Annotated in this window: 13 protein-coding genes and 1 pseudogene; 7 read left to right on the top strand and 7 right to left on the bottom strand. The window is 66.6% G+C overall.

The window, feature by feature from the left end; genetic code table 11:
* Positions 1–104 precede the first annotated feature (104 nt).
* The 3 genes from G6N49_RS02200 to G6N49_RS02210 are packed head-to-tail and all read left to right on the top strand — an operon-like array spanning position 105 to position 3,304.
* Positions 105–1,325, top strand: a complete 1,221-nt coding sequence (locus tag G6N49_RS02200; protein ID WP_083044775.1) for a Zn-ribbon domain-containing OB-fold protein — start codon at positions 105–107, stop codon at positions 1,323–1,325.
* Positions 1,322–2,482, top strand: a complete 1,161-nt coding sequence (locus G6N49_RS02205; RefSeq protein WP_083044774.1) for a thiolase C-terminal domain-containing protein — start codon at positions 1,322–1,324, stop codon at positions 2,480–2,482. The genes G6N49_RS02200 and G6N49_RS02205 overlap by 4 nt, the downstream gene beginning before the upstream one ends.
* Positions 2,483–2,494: 12 nt before the next feature.
* Entirely contained in the window at positions 2,495–3,304 is an 810-nt protein-coding gene (locus G6N49_RS02210; RefSeq protein WP_083044773.1) for an enoyl-CoA hydratase/isomerase family protein, read from the top strand.
* Positions 3,305–3,314: 10 nt separating this feature from the next.
* On the opposite strand, the gene G6N49_RS02215 is transcribed toward G6N49_RS02210, so the two are convergent.
* The 5 genes from G6N49_RS02215 to G6N49_RS02235 form a co-directional block, all read right to left on the bottom strand.
* Positions 3,315–4,151, bottom strand: a complete 837-nt coding sequence (locus G6N49_RS02215; RefSeq protein ID WP_083044772.1) for a PaaI family thioesterase — start codon at positions 4,149–4,151, stop codon at positions 3,315–3,317.
* Positions 4,148–4,888 (bottom strand): FadR/GntR family transcriptional regulator, encoded by a 741-nt coding sequence (locus G6N49_RS02220; RefSeq protein WP_083044771.1) that lies wholly within the window; start codon positions 4,886–4,888, stop codon positions 4,148–4,150. The genes G6N49_RS02215 and G6N49_RS02220 overlap by 4 nt, the downstream gene beginning before the upstream one ends.
* 112 nt (positions 4,889–5,000) lie before the next feature.
* Complete coding sequence (locus tag G6N49_RS02225) at positions 5,001–6,143, bottom strand: acyl-CoA dehydrogenase family protein (protein WP_083044770.1); 1,143 nt, start codon at positions 6,141–6,143, stop codon at positions 5,001–5,003.
* Between the two features lie 10 nt (positions 6,144–6,153).
* Positions 6,154–7,116 (bottom strand): acyl-CoA dehydrogenase family protein, encoded by a 963-nt coding sequence (locus G6N49_RS02230; RefSeq protein ID WP_083044769.1) that lies wholly within the window; start codon positions 7,114–7,116, stop codon positions 6,154–6,156.
* A gap of 17 nt (positions 7,117–7,133) precedes the next feature.
* Complete coding sequence (locus G6N49_RS02235) at positions 7,134–8,345, bottom strand: acyl-CoA dehydrogenase family protein (protein ID WP_083044768.1); 1,212 nt, start codon at positions 8,343–8,345, stop codon at positions 7,134–7,136.
* A 114-nt stretch (positions 8,346–8,459) separates the two neighbouring features.
* Between G6N49_RS02235 and G6N49_RS02240 the strand changes: the two genes are divergently transcribed.
* Genes G6N49_RS02240 through G6N49_RS02250 form a run of 3 tightly spaced genes read left to right on the top strand, consistent with a single transcriptional unit; the run spans position 8,460 to position 12,144 of the window.
* The gene (locus tag G6N49_RS02240; RefSeq protein ID WP_083044767.1) at positions 8,460–9,956 is read left to right on the top strand and encodes an aldehyde dehydrogenase family protein; all 1,497 of its coding nucleotides are present in this window, start codon (positions 8,460–8,462) and stop codon (positions 9,954–9,956) included.
* A 20-nt stretch (positions 9,957–9,976) separates the two neighbouring features.
* Complete coding sequence (locus G6N49_RS02245; RefSeq protein WP_083044766.1) at positions 9,977–11,188, top strand: CaiB/BaiF CoA transferase family protein; 1,212 nt, start codon at positions 9,977–9,979, stop codon at positions 11,186–11,188.
* Entirely contained in the window at positions 11,188–12,144 is a 957-nt protein-coding gene (locus tag G6N49_RS02250; RefSeq protein WP_083044765.1) for a VOC family protein, read from the top strand. The genes G6N49_RS02245 and G6N49_RS02250 overlap by 1 nt, the downstream gene beginning before the upstream one ends.
* Positions 12,145–12,242: 98 nt before the next feature.
* Here the strand turns inward: G6N49_RS02250 and G6N49_RS02255 are convergent, their stop codons facing one another.
* Positions 12,243–12,974 carry a TetR/AcrR family transcriptional regulator gene (locus tag G6N49_RS02255; protein ID WP_179967718.1) on the bottom strand — a complete coding sequence of 244 codons (732 nt, stop codon included), beginning with the start codon at positions 12,972–12,974 and terminating at the stop codon, positions 12,243–12,245.
* Positions 12,975–13,006: 32 nt separating this feature from the next.
* Between G6N49_RS02255 and G6N49_RS02260 the strand changes: the two are divergent.
* Positions 13,007–14,522: pseudogene (locus tag G6N49_RS02260) on the top strand (MFS transporter).
* A gap of 105 nt (positions 14,523–14,627) precedes the next feature.
* Here the strand turns inward: G6N49_RS02260 and G6N49_RS02265 are convergent.
* Positions 14,628–15,539: an SDR family NAD(P)-dependent oxidoreductase gene (locus G6N49_RS02265; protein WP_083044764.1), complete on the bottom strand. Its 912-nt coding sequence runs from the start codon at positions 15,537–15,539 to the stop codon at positions 14,628–14,630.
* Positions 15,540–15,543: the final 4 nt, after the last annotated feature.

The following is a 15,543-nucleotide window of genomic DNA, read 5'->3' on the forward strand; positions in this document are numbered from 1 at the left end:
TGTCTGACCCTTCCGGTGTCGCTGAGCTAGGCCCTCGAATGCTATAACTATATAGCTCATTAGTTGAGGGTCGTCACTCGGCCATTCACCCAAAGCGAGGCTCGATGACACAGGTCGTCTCGATAGGGACCTATCTGCCGCCATGGACCGTCGGCGGCCGCCGGGCCAAAGGGCCCGACGAGGATGCGCTGACCATGGCGGTCGCCGCGGGCCGGGCCGCAGACCCCGATGTGACGGCGCAACGTGTCGTGCTGGTGTCGCGGGACTTCCCACTGCTGGAGGGCGGCAACGGCGCGGTCCTGCTGGCCGGCCTGTCGTTGCCTGCCGACACTCCGGTCGCCGAGGTGCTCGGCGGGGCTCCGGCCGTGGTGGATCAGGTGGTGAACGCGGCGGAGGCAACGCTCGTGATCGCCGCTGACGACAACGATGTCGCAGTGGGGGCAGCGGCGGTGCTGACTGGCGCAGGCGGCGCGGCACTGGCCCCGGCCGCCCGTCAGACGCGCAGCCTGCCGCTGATCGCCCGCGGCGGGGACGGCCTCCGCCACGCCTACGTCGATCCGCGGCTGCAGCGCGAGGTCGGGGTGCGCTCCACCCTGTCCCGACTGGGCCTGACCGGAACCCCCACGGTGGCCGCGGTTGCCGGCGTGCCGCTCGCTCATCTCGGCGGTGACTTCGACACCTCGGCCGCCGTCGGGGACTCGACGGCTTCGGCAGCCGCGGCCATCCGGTTGCTGGCCGACGCGGTCGAGGCGGGGTCGGCAGGTCTGCTCCTCGCGGTCGAACAGTCCAGCATCAGCGCCGCCGAGCTCACCATCGAGGGACAGACGCCGAAGATCGTCCGCGACGAGTTCCCGGCACGGGAGCTTCCGAAGACCCGCACCGCGGACGGGATCGGGATTCCCATCTCGATGCCTGCCTATTCCCGTGCCTTCGAGCCGAAGATCCGTTGGGAAGCCGCCATTTTCGACGAGACTCCCGGTATCGACTCCGCTCCGCAGTTCCCACCGCGGATGCGTGTGGACAACGCGGGGAAGCTGGCCAGGGAATACCGCCTCGAGCCGTTGCCGCGAACCGGAACTGTGTACACGCACACCACCGTGCGCATCCCCGTACCCGACCTGCCCAGCCCGTATTCGCTGGCGGTCGTCCAGCTCGACGACAGCCCGGTCCGGGTGCTGCTCAAGGTCACCGGCGTGCCGGCGGGCGAGGCCACGATCGGACAGGGGGGATCTGTGGTGTTGCGCAAGATCGCAAACCGGTCAGGCGTCCCCGATTACGGTTATGCGTTCTGGCCCGGTCGCACGCGCGAAGGAGCAATCGCATGAGAAACGTCGCCATGGTCGGTGCCGGGATGACACCCTTCGCCGAACACTTCGAACTGGGCATCAAGGACCTGATCCCGATGGCCTACGCCGAGGCCGTCGGAAATGTCGACAAGGGCATCCAGAAGGACGACATCGAGGCGGCGTGGTTCGGCGAGCTGTCCACCACCGACGGGTTCCCGTCGGGCATCCTGGCCGACACCCTCGATCTCACCGATATCCCGGTGACCCGCGTCGAGAACGCTTGTGCCACAGGCAATGACGCGATTCGCAACGGAGTGATGGCCATCGCGTCCGGCCTCTACGACGTGGTGCTCGTCGTCGGCGCCGACAAGGTCCGCGAGACGTCTTCGACCACGACGTTCTGGGACTGGGCGGCGATGACCCGCGACAACGCCTGGGACTATCCGCTGGGACTGGTCGCGCCGGCCAACTTCGCATTGCACGTCATGCGGTACCTCCACGAGTCGCCCGCGACCAAGGAGCACATGGCGATGGTGGCGGTCAAGAACCACTTCCACGCGTTGAAAAACCCGAAAGCCCAACTGCGCTATGAGATCACCGTCGAGCAAGCGCTGGCCGCCCCGATCGTCGTCGAACCGTTCGGGCTGTACGACTGCACCCCGCAGAGTGACGGCGCCGCAGCGGTCATCCTGGCCGCCGAGGACGTCGTCGACCGCTACACCGACCGACCGGTGTGGGTGCGCGGCGTCGGGCTCGGCATGGACCGGGTGATGCATCAGCACAAGCAGGACATGACGACGTTCCCCGCGACGGTGCGCGCCGCGAAGGCGGCCATGAAGATGGCAGGCGTGACGCCCCGCGACATCGACGTCGCCGAGGTGCACGACTGTTTCACCGGTGTCGAACTGATCAGTTACGAGGATCTCGGGTTCGCCAACCGGTACGAGGCCTACAAACTCGTCGAGGGCCGCGAGCACTACGTCGGCGGGTCGATACCGATCAACCCGAGCGGGGGGCTGAAGGCCAAAGGCCACCCGCCGGGCGCGACCGGCGTGGCACAGTGCTACGAACTGTTCAACCAATTGCGCGGCGAAGCCGAGAATCAGGTAGACGGGGCCCGAGTCGCGTTGGCCCACAACATCGGCGGCCCGACTGCGGTCTCCGCGGTCACCATCCTTTCCAGCGACAAGAACTGACAGGAACATCACATGACGACCTCTGAGATCGCCACCCTCGCCGGTTACGAGCAGTTTGCGCCGTGGCTCCGCGTGGAGAAGCGCGGCAACGTGCACGTGGTGAGCATCAACCGGCCGGAAGCGCTCAACGCTGTCACGGAGGAGGTGCACCACGCGTTCGCAACCATCTGGAAGGTGCTCGACGCCGACGACGACGTGCGCGCGGTGGTGACCACCGGTGTGGGCAAGGCGTTCTCGGCCGGTGGCGACATGGTGATGTTCGGTCGCCTGATCGAGGACCAGGTGGCGCGGACGTTCCAGATCCACGAGGCCAGGACGGTCTTCCTCGAGGTGATCAACTTCCCCAAGCCACTGGTGTCCGCGGTCAATGGGCCCGCTGTCGGACTCGGCTGTTCAATCGCGCTGCTGTCCGACCTGTTGGTGATGGGGGAGAGCAGCTACCTCGCCGACCCGCACGTCGCCATCGGGTTGACGGCCGGTGACGGTGGCGCGGCAATGCTGCCCCTGCTGATCGGCATGATGAAGGCGAAAGAGTATGTCCTGCTGGGGGATCGGATTACCGCGCCGATCGCCGAGAAGCTCAACCTGGTCACCAAGGTGGTCAGCGATGACACCGTCCTCGACGAGGCGCTGGCGCTGGGCGAGCGAATGGCTGCCCTGCCGCCGCAGGCGCTGCGGTCATCGAAGGTGGCACTCAACATGCATCTGAGCCGCGCCGCCCAAGGCGTGCTGGAATACGCACTCGCCGAGGAGCTGACGTCGTTCTCCACCCCGGAGTTCAAGGAGCGGGTCGCAGCCTTCCGGGCGCGCTCCAAGAAGTGACGGGTTCGGATCAGCGGTAGGCGGTCACCCGCGCGGTGATCGCCACCTTGCCGTCGTCACCGATAGCTTGCGCATCGCCGACGGCGGTGCTGCGGCCGACCCGCAACGCTGCTCCCTCATACCGGGAAGTCTGTCCCGCGAAGAACGGGCGCAGGAAGTTCACCCGCAGCGAGGCGGTCTGTAGCAGTCCGCCGGTCCGGCCCTGGTTGATCGCCGCCGACGCCGCGAGTTCCAGGCCGGCCGCCGCCACACCGCCATGCACGATTCCGATGTCGTTGTTCAGATTGCGATCGATGCCCTGGCGCAGCACCGATGTGCGGTCGTCGCCGCCATCCACCGATACGGCCACGGCCATCAGATCAGCCAGAGTGGTCTGCGCCGTCCGCACCAGCGTCTCCTCTGGCCGGTCGGGGATGACGCCGTCGGTCGGAATGTAGTACGACCTCACCGTGCCGCCGCCGATGACGATGTCACCGCAGCTGAGTGTGCAGATCGACAACGAGGTGGGGCCGGTCGGCCCGAGCGTGCGTGCCGTGGCGACCACCGGCCCGTCGCTGTCGTATCCGATGTGAGAGCTCAGTTCCAGAGACAGCTCGCTCGAAACGGTCCACTGATCGTCGCGGCGTCGATAGTGATTGACGATACCGCCGGCCGCGTCGACCAGGATCGCCAGCGGGCCGACCGCCGGCGACCCGGTGAACGGATTACGGAATCCCGACATCGGCATGGTCAGCACGGCAGTTGCATCTGACGGGTTTTGTTCGAGGAACTCGATGCCGAAACGAATCTGGATCGAATCCGGGGTCTCGATGTCGCGGTCGGTCGCTCGATGAATCAAGCCGCTCATTCGAGAAGGTCGACCACCGTCGACATTTCCGATCCCGACAGGACGAACTCCTCTGCCTTCTGCAGATGCCGTTTCCATAATTCGCCTGCCTTCTCGGCGTCGCCGGCCTTGATCATGTCCAGCACCATCCGGTGCGTCTTGGCCGAGCGACGGACGGCCTGCTCGGCGCGGGCACCCTTGGTGGGCTGCAGCGACCGGTTGGCCTTCTCGATGATGTGGTGCAGCATGTCGCTGACGATCTGCAGGGTGCTGTTGCCCGACAACCGCGCGATGGCGGCGTGAAAGTCGGTGAGCTGGTCGACGGCTTCGCTGCCGGGGCTCAACTGCGACTCGCGTTCGACGATCTCCTCGAGTTCGGCGATCACCTTGGGGTTCCGGTCCTTGGTCAATTGCTCGACCATCGGGACCTCGAGGGCCACGCGGGCGTCGTAGACATCCTTCACCGTGACGCCCTCGTACTCGAGGATCAGGCCGGCGTAGCGGGCCAGGGTCTCGCGCCGGGGACGGGTGACGCGGGCCCCGCCACGCACGCCGCGCTGCACCTGAATCAGCGACTCGGACTCGAGCACGCGGAACGCTTCCCGCAGGGTCGGCCGCGACACCCCGAAGCGCTCCATCAACTCCGATTCCGGTGGCAGCATGGTGCCTTCGGAGATCTCGCCCCGGATGAACATCCGACGCAGCACCGTGGCCACCCGATCGGCCATCTTCGGTTCCCGAAGACTGGTGACCTCCATTGCAACCTCCACCGGTATGTGCCTGTGCACGAATCAACTAACCATTTGGCAGATTATACGAATTCGCATTTCGACCGGGTATTCGGCGTTGGGGCAGTGAGCAAGATCATCGCTAATATCCCATCGCGCGGCCCATGAGGTCCTTCATGATCTCGGTGGTGCCGGCGTAGAGCCGCTGCACTCGCGAGTCCCGCCAGAGCCTGGCCACCTCATACTCGTTGATGTAGCCGTAGCCGCCATGCAGCTGCAGGCAGCGGTCGATGATCTCCCACTGGACCTCGGAAGTCCACCACTTCAGGCCCGCGGCATCCTGATCGGTCAGAGTGCCGTCGTTGACCGAGAGCACGCACTGATCCAGGTAGGTCTGGGCGGCATCGAGCTTGGTCTGCATCTCGGCGATGAAATGGCGGTTGACCTGGAACTTGCCGATCGGCTGGCCGAACGCGGTGCGTTCCAGCGCATACGCCTTCGTCAGCTCCAGTGCGCGGCGGGCGGCGGGCAGTGCATAACAGGCCACGCCCACCCGCTCACTGGGCAGGTTGGAAACCAGGTGATAGAAGCCGCGGTTGAGCTCGCCGACCAGGTTCTCCTTGGGCACCTTGACGTCTTCGAAGAACAACTCGGCCGTGTCGGCGGAGTATTGACCGATCTTGTCGAGCTTGCGGCCGCGGGTGAACCCCTCCATGCCGTCCTCGATCATCAGCAGGCTGATGCCCTTGTGGCGGGCCGACGGGTCGGTCTTGACCGCGGTGAGCACCAGTTTGGACAGCAGGCCGTTGCTGATGAAGGTCTTCTGGCCGTTGACCACCCAGTGGTCGCCCTCGTCACGGGCGGTGGTCTTGATGCCCGCCAGGTCGGATCCGGCCGCAGGTTCGGACATCGCTATGGAGCCGATGTACTCGCCGGACACGAACTTGGGCAGCCACCGCGCCTTCTGTTCGTCGGTGGTGAGGTGATTCAGGTACGGCATCAGGATGTCGTTCTGCACGCCGAGGCCGATGCCGACCGATCCGGTCAGGAACATCTCCTCGGAGATGATCTGGTTGAACCGGAAGTCCCTGACCCCGAGGCCGCCGTACTTCTCGTCGAACTCCCAGCCGATCAGGCCGTGTTCGCCCGCAGCCAGCCAGGCCTCGCGGCTCACCTTGCCGTCGCGCTCCCACTTCTCGACGTTCGGCACGCATTCGCGTTCGAAGAACTCCCGGGCGGTGGCCCGAAAGTCGTCGTGGATCTCCTCGAAGATGTTGCGGCGCATGTAGTTTCCTCTATTCAGCCCAAGAGATGGCCGCGGGTAGCGCGCGGCCGGGAGCGTAGCTCTCGAAGAGCCGCTCACCGAGCCGCGCCTCGAGCTGATCGTGTGACCCGCACAGCGAGTCGACCTGGAACCCTCGCGTGACATAGCGGTGCAGGTCGTGTTCGGCGGTCAGACCGATCGCGCCGCACACTTGTAGCGCCACGTCGCTCACCGCACGGTGTGCCCGGCCTGCGGCAATCTTGGCGGTCAACGCCGAAAGCCGCCCCCCGTAGCGCCACGACTCGGCAAGCAACGCGCGGGCGCCCGCGAGCACCGCCGAGGCGTCGGCCAAGGCGTGGCGCGGTGACTGGAAGGACCCGATCGGGGCGCCGAATTGCACCCGGACAGTGACGTGGTCGATCGCGATCTGCAGCGCTCGCTCGGCCAGTGCCACCAGTTCGGTGGCCAGGGCCCGGTGCGCTGCACTGATCGCCAGTTCCCATTCGGTGGATGCCTCGACGAGAGCGGCGTCCAGTGGTCCGCTCACCCGGGTCCAGAACGCCGACGTGTCGAAGGTGTCCATCCGTTCGCCGTCGAGCCGCGACGCGTCGACCACGCCGACAGACACCATGCCCGTCGGTGTCGACACCGGGACGGCGAGCCGCCCCTGGAGCGGGCCGAGCAGGATGCCGGACACCCGCTGGTCATCGGAACCGGGGGTATAGCCCGAGGCCACGTCGGGCAGCACGATGCCGTCCACGGATTCCCCGAGCCGTGCCGCCAGCTCGGCCAGCATCACCCGGTCGAGGCAGTCGGTGTGCGCGAGCGTTCGGCCCTGGGCGCGGAACAGCAGCTCGCTTGCCTCGACCGGAAACTCCGCCTCGATGTCGGCCCAGCCCAGTTCGGCCAGCCGCGGACCGATTGCCACATGTGCGTCGGTCCCGGTCTTGCCGGCCAGCTCGGCGAAGAGACGGAATACCGCCTCTTCGACCATCGGCCATGATTCGTCGGTCACTTGCCCTTCCTTTCTTTGGGCAGCCCGAGAATGTGGTCGGCGATGATGCCGCGCTGGACCTCGGCGGTTCCGCCCATCACCGTGGCGGCACGCGAGTACCACCACTCGGCGCGGGCGGTGTCGAGCGCCGCGCCGCCGCGACCGGTCCCGGCGATCATGTGGTCGCGGGTGACGTCCAGGATGAGGTCGTTGACCTCCTTCTCGGCCCGGCCGAACAGAAGCTTGTCGATGCTGCTGTCCGCGCCGACCGGCTCGCCCTCGGCCAGCCTACGGACCGTCGTCGCGGTGCGAGCCTGCGCCGACACCACGTCGACGTAGACGCGCGCGAAGCGCTGGCGCTGCGCCTCGGTCGCGCCGACGGTCACCATGTCCGCCCGCAGCCGGCCCAGCTCGGTGAGCACCTTGTTGAGCACGGCGTAGCCGTACATGCCCCGTTCGTACTGCATCAGGTGCATGGCTACCGCCCAGCCGCCGTCGACATCGCCGACGACACGCCCGGCGTCCACGCGCACGTCGTCGAAGAACACCTCGGCCAGTTCGCGGCGCCCGCTGGCCAACGCGATGGGGCGGATGGTGACACCCGGGGCGTCGGCGTCGACCATCATCATGGTCAGCCCGCGGTGGCGGCTCTCGGGCGCCCCGGTTCGCACCAGCGCGAGCAGTCGCGTCGCCGTCGGTCCCTGGCTGGTCCAGATCTTCTGGCCGTTGAGGACGAATCCGCCGTTGCCGTCGTCGACCGCGCGGGTGCGCAGGGTGGCCAGGTCGCTGCCCGACTCCGGCTCGGAGAAGCTCTGACCCCACCACTCGGCACCGCTGAGGTAGCCCGGCAGGTAGGCAGCGGCCAGCCCAGGTGAGAACTTCAACAGCGCAGGCCCGAGGGTTTCCAGGGTCCAGTGTTGCGCGGGAATCGGCAACATCGCGTGGCCGAGTTCCTCGTAGTACACCGCGCGGTGGATCTCGCTGCCACCCAGGCCGCCTGCGGCCTCCGGCCAGCCGTAGCGGTTCCAGCCGTCGGTGTTGAGCCGGGCCATGACCTGGGCGTCGTGCGTGAGCCCGTCCTCGGCGCTGGTGAACGCAGCGGTGCGCCACTCGTCGGCCACATCCAGTTCGCGCAGGTATCGTCGGAAATCTTGACGGAACAGCGCAACGTCTGAGACGTATTCGAGTTGGCGGTCGCCGTGTACGGCGCTCTCGACAGGGGCGGACAACCGGATCCCCCTCCATGGTCGTGCAGAACCCGGTTGCTGGACCGAATCCGCTAAACAGTTATCTATAAGAGGCTACAATAGCCCACGCTGACACTTCTGCGAGAGGAAGCGCCAATGACGGCTTCACCGGTCTCCACCACCACCGTCCAATCCCACCCCGAAACCCGGCTGTTGATCGACGGTCGGCTGCGGGACGCATCGACCGGTCGGACCGCCGACAACATCAACCCGGCCACCGAGGAGGTGCTCGGCGTCACCGCGGATGCCGGTGCGGAGGACATGGACGAGGCGATTGCCGCCGCCCGGCGTGCCTTTGACACCACCGACTGGTCGACCAATCGCGAGTTCCGCCAGCACTGCCTCATGCAGTTGCACGAGGCGTTGCAGCTGGAGAAGGAGGAGATGCGCGCCGAGTTGGTCGCCGAGGCCGGCACGCCGCTCGGCATGACCTACATCGCCCAACTGGACTGGCCGCTGGCCGACGCGATCCGCTGGCCCGCGCAACACATCTCGGAGTTCGCCTGGGAACGCCAACTCGACGTCGACGCCAAGATGGGCGTGCCTTACCACCGCGCCGTGGTCAAGGAGCCGATGGGTGTCGTCGGCGCGATCACGCCGTGGAACTTCCCCGTCGAGATCGTCGCCAACAAGGTGGGACAGATCCTGGCCACCGGCAACACGATGGTGCTCAAGCCGGCCATCGAGACCCCGTGGAGCGTGCTGCGGTGGGGCCGCATCATCGCCGAGAAGACGGATATCCCGCCGGGCGTGGTCAACATCGTGACCGCCTCGGACAACGACGTCGCACAGCGCCTGCTGACCGACCCGCGGGTGGACATGATCTCGTTCACCGGCTCCACCGCGGTCGGTGAGTTGATCCAGCGCCTCACGGCCTCGACCATGAAGCGCAATCTGATGGAACTGGGCGGCAAGTCGGCCTACCTGCTCCTCGACGACGTCGATCTCGCTGCGACAGTCCCCGGTTGCATCGGCGCGTTGATGCACTCGGGGCAGGGCTGCGCCCTGACCACCCGGATGCTGGTGCCCAGGCAGCACTACGAGGCGGCCGTGGAGATGGCCACCGCGACGTTCGCCTCGGTCACCATCGGCGACCCCAGTGACCCGGCCAACTTCTGTGGCCCGCTGGTGTCGGCCAAGCAGCGCGACCGCGTGATGGAGTACATCCGCGTCGCGAAGGAACAGGGTGCCAGAGTCACCGTCGGCGGCGGAAAGCCCGACGGCCTGGACCGCGGATATTTCGTGGCCCCAACGGTTCTCGCTGATGTCAGTCCTGAGCACCGGGTGTTCCAGGAGGAGATCTTCGGACCGGTCATCACCATCACCCCGTATGACGGCGGCGACGACGGTGCCGTCGAGATGGCCAACAACTCGATCTACGGGCTGGCGGGCACTGTGCTGGGCTCCACCGAGCGCGCGATGGCCGTCGCCCGCCGCATCCGCACCGGCTCGGTGAACGTCAACGGCGCCATCTTCTATGGCGCTGACGCTCCGTTCGGTGGCTACAAGATGAGCGGCATCGGCAGGCAGAACGGCACCGAGGGTTTCGAGCAACATCTGCAGACCAAAGTCATCGCCTACCCCGTCGACTGATACCCCGATCGAAGGAACCAATGACAGACATTCTCAACGGAATCCGTGTCGTCGAACTGGCGGCATGGACGTTCGTTCCCGCCGCCGGTGCCGTACTTGCCGACTGGGGCGCCGACGTCATCAAGATCGAGCATCCCGAAACCGGTGATCCCCAGCGGGGGCTCATCAGCTCTGGCATCGTCACCGGTGCGGGGGGAGTGAACCACTTCATCGAGCAGCCCAACCGCGGCAAGCGAAGCATCGGGCTCGATACCTCCACCCCCGCGGGACTGGAGCTGCTGATGAAGTTGCTCGAGACGGCCGACGTGTTCGTCACCAACCTGCTACCGGATTCCCGTCAGCGGATGGGCATCGACGTCGAGCAGGTCCGGGCCCGCAACCCGAAGATCATCTACGCGCGCGGGCACGGGTACGGCATCAAGGGCGACCAGGCGTCCCAGGGCGGCTTCGACCTCGCTGCGTACTGGTCGCGCGGCGGAATCGGCGACGCGTACTCCGACGGCGACGGCTCCTATCCGCCGATCCAGCGGCCGGCGTTCGGCGACTCCTACGGCGGCCTGGCGATTGCAGGCGGGATCGCCGCGGCCTTGGTGAAACGCGAACGCACCGGCGAGCCGTCGGTCGTCGACGTATCCCTCCTGAACGCCGCCATCTGGCAGTTGGGCCCCGACATCGTGGGTGCGGGCGTCACCGGTCAGGACATCCCGAAGTTCAATTTGGACGAGATGCCCAACCCGGTGGCCAGCATCTACCGGACCCGCGACAACCGGTTCATCTCGTTCGTCCTGTTGCAGGCCGACCGGTTCTGGGCGGACTTCTGTACCCGACTGGGCAGGCCCGAACTCATCGACGACGAACGGTTCGCCAGTGCCGTGGTGCGCTTCGGCAACCGCAAGGACTGCATCGCCGAGCTGCGCCGCAGCTTCGAATCCGAGGATCTTGCCCACTGGGAGAAGGCGTTCGCCGGCTTCGACGGGGTGTGGGACGTCATGCGCACCGCCCACGAGCTGCACAGCGATCCGCAGGCGATCGCCAACGGATACCTGCCCCGCGTCACGGATGCCAAGAACAACGAATTCTCGTTGGCGGCCAGCCCGGTGCAGTTCGACGAGACGCCGCTGGAGCTGACGTGCGCGCCGGAACACGGCGCGCACACCGATGCGCTGCTCGCCGAGCTCGGCTTCAGCGAGGACGAGATCATCGATTTCAAGATCAATTCGGTCGTGTTGTAGTGGTGTCGGAGGTACTGGCCCGGCGGTTCCTGCACGTCAACCTCAACTGTGAATCGCTGAACGCCACCGAGCGGGTGTACGGCGACGTGCTCGGCCTCACCGCGCGGATGCGCACCGATCCGCAAGTCGCCACCGACGGCTCCATTCTGGGTCTCGCCGGCGAGACGTACTGTGCCACCGCGTTTCTCTACGACGGCCGCGGCGGCCGCGGCGGCTGTGCGCTTGAGGCCATCGAATACCGCTCACCTCCGCTGGCCCGCGATCCCGGCACCGATCCGGCGCGGCCGGGGATTCGCTCGGCACAACTCGCGGTCGCCGACGTCGACGGCGCAGCGGGCGAATTGCGCGCCGCGGGTTGCACGGTGGGGAATCCCGTCGACGGCTTGATCAGTGGCCGGAAGTCGGTGCTTGCGGCTGACCCCGACGGCGTGGTGATCGAGCTGACCGAGCTGCCCGCCGACGCGGACGCGTCCAGAGGCTCGTTGTTCAACGGGATCCGGATCGCGGCGATCGACGCGGCCGCCACCGGGAAGTTCCTGACCGCCATCGGGTTCGAGGAGGTGCAGGCGCCGCGGACGCTGCCGGTCGCCGGTGAACAACTCGGACCTGGCGGGCCGGCCGACGCGGTGGACTGTGTGGTGGCCCGGTACGCGTTGGCGGAGGACGGGCACCAGTTCTCGCTCGTGGTGGTCCAGCACCCCGACACCGAGCCCACTCCGGTGCCGTGGGGTGGCAACCGCCAGGGTCTCTATCGCTGCGCTCTTCGGGTGGACAACGTGCACGACGCCCTGGCCCAGGTGCCTGACTCCGTTGAGCGCATGGGTGATCCGGTGTGGTGCCCGCTGCCGGGGACCAAGATCGAGGGCCTGCACATCGCGTTCCTGCGGTCCCCCGAGGGCGTGGTTTTCGAGTTCGTCGAACGGCCGCTGAGCTTCTTCACCAAGTCGGGGAGTTGACCCGTGGATCTCAACGATGACAGGAAAGTGCTACGTCGTCGGCGATTCGGCGGGGATGTGGCACGCCATCCGTCGCTCTAGGCCGCAGCCGGGCGGTGTCATCGGGAGGCAGCGCCCGGCTGGTGGGTGACGAAGAAGTCGTCGACGATCCGGATGCAGTCGTCGCGGTCGATGGCGCGGATACCGGTCAGGCGACCGAATAGCAGCGGTCCCAGGAGTTGCGCCAGTCCCAGCGTGAGGTCGAAGTCGCCGAGTTCGGCGCGGGCCTGCGGGCTCTCGAGCAATTGGTCAAACGGCTGCCGGTACTGCTCGATCACCTTGGCACGTAGCGAATTACGTGCGACGGCTCCGCTGTGATGAGCATCGCTACTCTGTTCGGGACCCAGCGAGACCCAGGCCAGCAGCGTCAGATGCAGAGGCGCCTCGTCCAGCAGGGTGGCCTGTCTGCTGAGTAACTCGATCAACCGGTCCCGTAGCGGACCCGTCGCGGGCGGGGGGATCACCTGAGGCAGGATCCGCTCGAAAGTCGCGGCGAGAAGCTCCGTGGCACCGCCGAAATGGCGATACAAGGTGGTCTTGGCCACCCGGGAAGCGCGCGTGACGGCATCAACGGTGACGGCCTCGACGCCACCGGTGGACAGCAGTCGCGCTGAGGCGTCGAGCAGCCGGGCCCGAGACCGCTGTAGCCGCGGATCGACGTCTTCGTAGTGATCGTCGACCGCGGGTGTGCCAGTGGCGATGACTTTCTCCCGTCTCCGCGTCTGTGCTACTGATAGTAGCGTAGCGCTACGGAACGTAGCTTGATTGGCGGGAGCGTGGTTTGGAGTCAACCCAGCTGTCCTGGACGCAGAAGTGGACCTTGGTGGTGTCATGCCTGACCGTCGCGCTCGTTGTAGGGTCGATGGCCGCGTTATACACATCACTGGCGGACCTCGCCGCCGAGACCGGCGCCACTCAGACCCAGCTGACGTGGGTCATTGATGGATACACCTTGGCGCTTGCATGCCTGCTGCTGCCGGCTGGCGCACTCGGTGATCGCCACGGGCGTAAGGCAGTTCTCATCGCCGGGCTGGCCGTGTTCTCCGCAGCTTCGACGATCCCGCTGTTCGCCTCCGACCCTCTGGCTGATCGCCGCGCGCGCCCTCGCCGGGGCCGGCGCCGCCTTCATGATGCCCTCGACGCTGTCGATCATGACCGCGACTTTCCCAGTGGCACAACGTGGCCGCGCCGTCGGAGTGTGGGCTGGTGTAGCCGGATCCGGAGCGGTGCTCGGCATGCTGTGTTCCGGACTGTTGCTGCAGTGGTGGTCGTGGGAGTCGATCTTCATCGGTTTCGCCGCAGCGGGATGCACCTTGTTGGTAGCTGCCTGCACGTTGCCCGAATCTCGCCAGAAGACGCGCCACTCAATGGATTTGGTCGGATCGGTGTTGGTGGCGGCGGCCATTGCACTGATCGTGACAGCTCTCATCGAGGCCCCGGTACGGGGCTGGACCGACCCTCTGGTCCTGGCGTTGTTCGGGGGTGGAACGCTCGCCACGTCGGTGTTCGTTCTTGTCGAGTTGCGCATCGCACATCCGCTCCTGCAATTGCGGATGTTTGCCGACCGCAGCTTCGGCGGCGGCGCGTTGGCAGTGGCACTGCAGTTCATGGTGATGTTCGGCGTCGCTTACTTGATCGTGCAGTACGTGCAGCTGGTCCTCGGTTATGGGCCCATGAAATCGGCGCTGGCGATGGCGCCTATCGGCGTCCCCCTGGTCGCGGTGTCCGCTCTGGCGCCCTGGTTGGGGCCGCGCATCGGCCTCCGTTTGCTCACTGTTCCCGGGTTCCTTCTCGTCGCAGCCGGGCTCTACCTGACGAGCCGCATCACCGTCGACGCGGTGTACGTCGACCTCCTGTGGCCCTTGCTACTCATGGGCTCGGGGCTGGGCCTGTGCATGGCGCCTGCCACGACAGCCATCGTCAACGCGACTTCGGCGGAGGATCAGGGTGTGGCGGCGGCGGTCAACGACGCCGCGCGCGAGGTTGGCGCAGCAATCGGCATCGCCATCGCCGGAAGCGTGCTGGCGGCTGGGTATGCGAGCCGCATCCACTCGGTGCTCACCCAGATGCCTCCGCAGGCCAGAGGTCCGTTCTCTGACTCACTTGCCGCGGCTCTGGAGGTCGTCGAGGGCGGGGGACCTGCTGCTCAACCACTCGCCGCCGCGGCAAAAGCCGCCTTCACTCACGGTCACAGTCAGGCCGCTCTTGTTCTGGCTGCCGCGACCGTGGTGAGCGCAATCGTGCTGGCGCTGTGGATTCCGGAACGCGAGCCTGCTCCGTACGGACGTCACGCGAAGCTCGACGATCAACCGGTCCGAGAACCTGCTGTCGTTGCTTGACAGGCGGTCCGTCCAACAACGTCACGCGTTGGACTTCCCCGCCGAACGTGAACCTATGTGTCAGCTTCGGCGCAGATCTCGGTCATACCTTCACGTTCGGCGCTGCTAGTCAGCGGGTAGCGGCCCGGCCAGTCCCCGCGGTGCGGTGCCGTAGAGCCAGCTGACGGCCTGACCGATCTCCGAAAATGCAAGGGATGTACCGTCTTTGGCGTGGTAGGCGCCGGGTGCCTCGGTGAAGCCGTTGATCCGGGTGAGCTTGTCGCCATTGATACGCAGGATCTGTCCGGTCAGCCACGACGACTGCGCGGACTGCAACCAGGCCACGACCGGGGAGCTGCGAGCGGGATCCAGGGCGGGGTCGTCAGCGCGGCCGCCGAACACCTCCTGGGTCATCCGTGACATGGCCAGCGGCGAGATCGCGTTCACCGCAACGCCGTAGCGCTGTGCTTCCATCGCGGTGACGATGGTCAGGTTCGCGATGGCGGCCTTCGCCGCGCCGTAGGCGCTCTGCCCGACGTTGCCCCACAAGCCCGCACCGGACACCGTGTTGACGATGTGCGCGTCAATCGGATTGCCCGCCTTGGACTGCGCCCGCCAGTACTCACAGGCATGCCGGGTGACCGCGAACGTGCCCTTGAGATGCACAGCGATGACGCTGTCCCAGTCGGCCTCGCTGGACGCGGCGACCATGGAGTCGCGCAGGATGCCGGCATTGTTGACCACACCAGTCAAGGAGCCGAACGTGTCGACGGCGGTGGAGACCATGTCCGCCACGTCGTCCCACGAGGACACCGAACCGGTATGCGCGATGGCCTTGCCGCCCGCCGATTCGATCTCGGCGACGACGTCGGCCGCGGGACCTGCTCCGTCACCGCTGGAGCCGTCCCGGCCAACCCCGGGGTCGTTCACGATGACGGCCGCGCCCTGGCGGGCCAACTCGAGGCAGTGGCCGCGGCCGATGCCGCGTCCGCCTCCGGTGACCAGCACCACCTTGCCGGTCAGAGGGCCTTCAGGCATCGCT

It is taken from the genome of Mycolicibacterium monacense, from assembly GCF_010731575.1.
GTDB classification, from domain to species: domain Bacteria; phylum Actinomycetota; class Actinomycetes; order Mycobacteriales; family Mycobacteriaceae; genus Mycobacterium; species Mycobacterium monacense.

Excerpts from the sequence above, each read along its gene's own strand:
- G6N49_RS02200 (WP_083044775.1), top strand. The coding sequence starts at position 105 with ATGACACAGGTCGTCTCGATAGGGACCTATCTGCCGCCATGGACCGTC.
- G6N49_RS02230 (WP_083044769.1), bottom strand. The coding sequence starts at position 7,116 with ATGGTCGAAGAGGCGGTATTCCGTCTCTTCGCCGAGCTGGCCGGCAAG.
- G6N49_RS02240 (WP_083044767.1), top strand. The coding sequence starts at position 8,460 with ATGACGGCTTCACCGGTCTCCACCACCACCGTCCAATCCCACCCCGAA.
- G6N49_RS02245 (WP_083044766.1), top strand. The coding sequence starts at position 9,977 with ATGACAGACATTCTCAACGGAATCCGTGTCGTCGAACTGGCGGCATGG.
- G6N49_RS02205 (WP_083044774.1), top strand. The coding sequence starts at position 1,322 with ATGAGAAACGTCGCCATGGTCGGTGCCGGGATGACACCCTTCGCCGAA.
- G6N49_RS02215 (WP_083044772.1), bottom strand. The coding sequence starts at position 4,151 with ATGAGCGGCTTGATTCATCGAGCGACCGACCGCGACATCGAGACCCCG.
- G6N49_RS02210 (WP_083044773.1), top strand. The coding sequence starts at position 2,495 with ATGACGACCTCTGAGATCGCCACCCTCGCCGGTTACGAGCAGTTTGCG.
- G6N49_RS02225 (WP_083044770.1), bottom strand. The coding sequence starts at position 6,143 with ATGCGCCGCAACATCTTCGAGGAGATCCACGACGACTTTCGGGCCACC.
- G6N49_RS02265 (WP_083044764.1), bottom strand. The coding sequence starts at position 15,539 with ATGCCTGAAGGCCCTCTGACCGGCAAGGTGGTGCTGGTCACCGGAGGC.
- G6N49_RS02220 (WP_083044771.1), bottom strand. The coding sequence starts at position 4,888 with ATGGAGGTCACCAGTCTTCGGGAACCGAAGATGGCCGATCGGGTGGCC.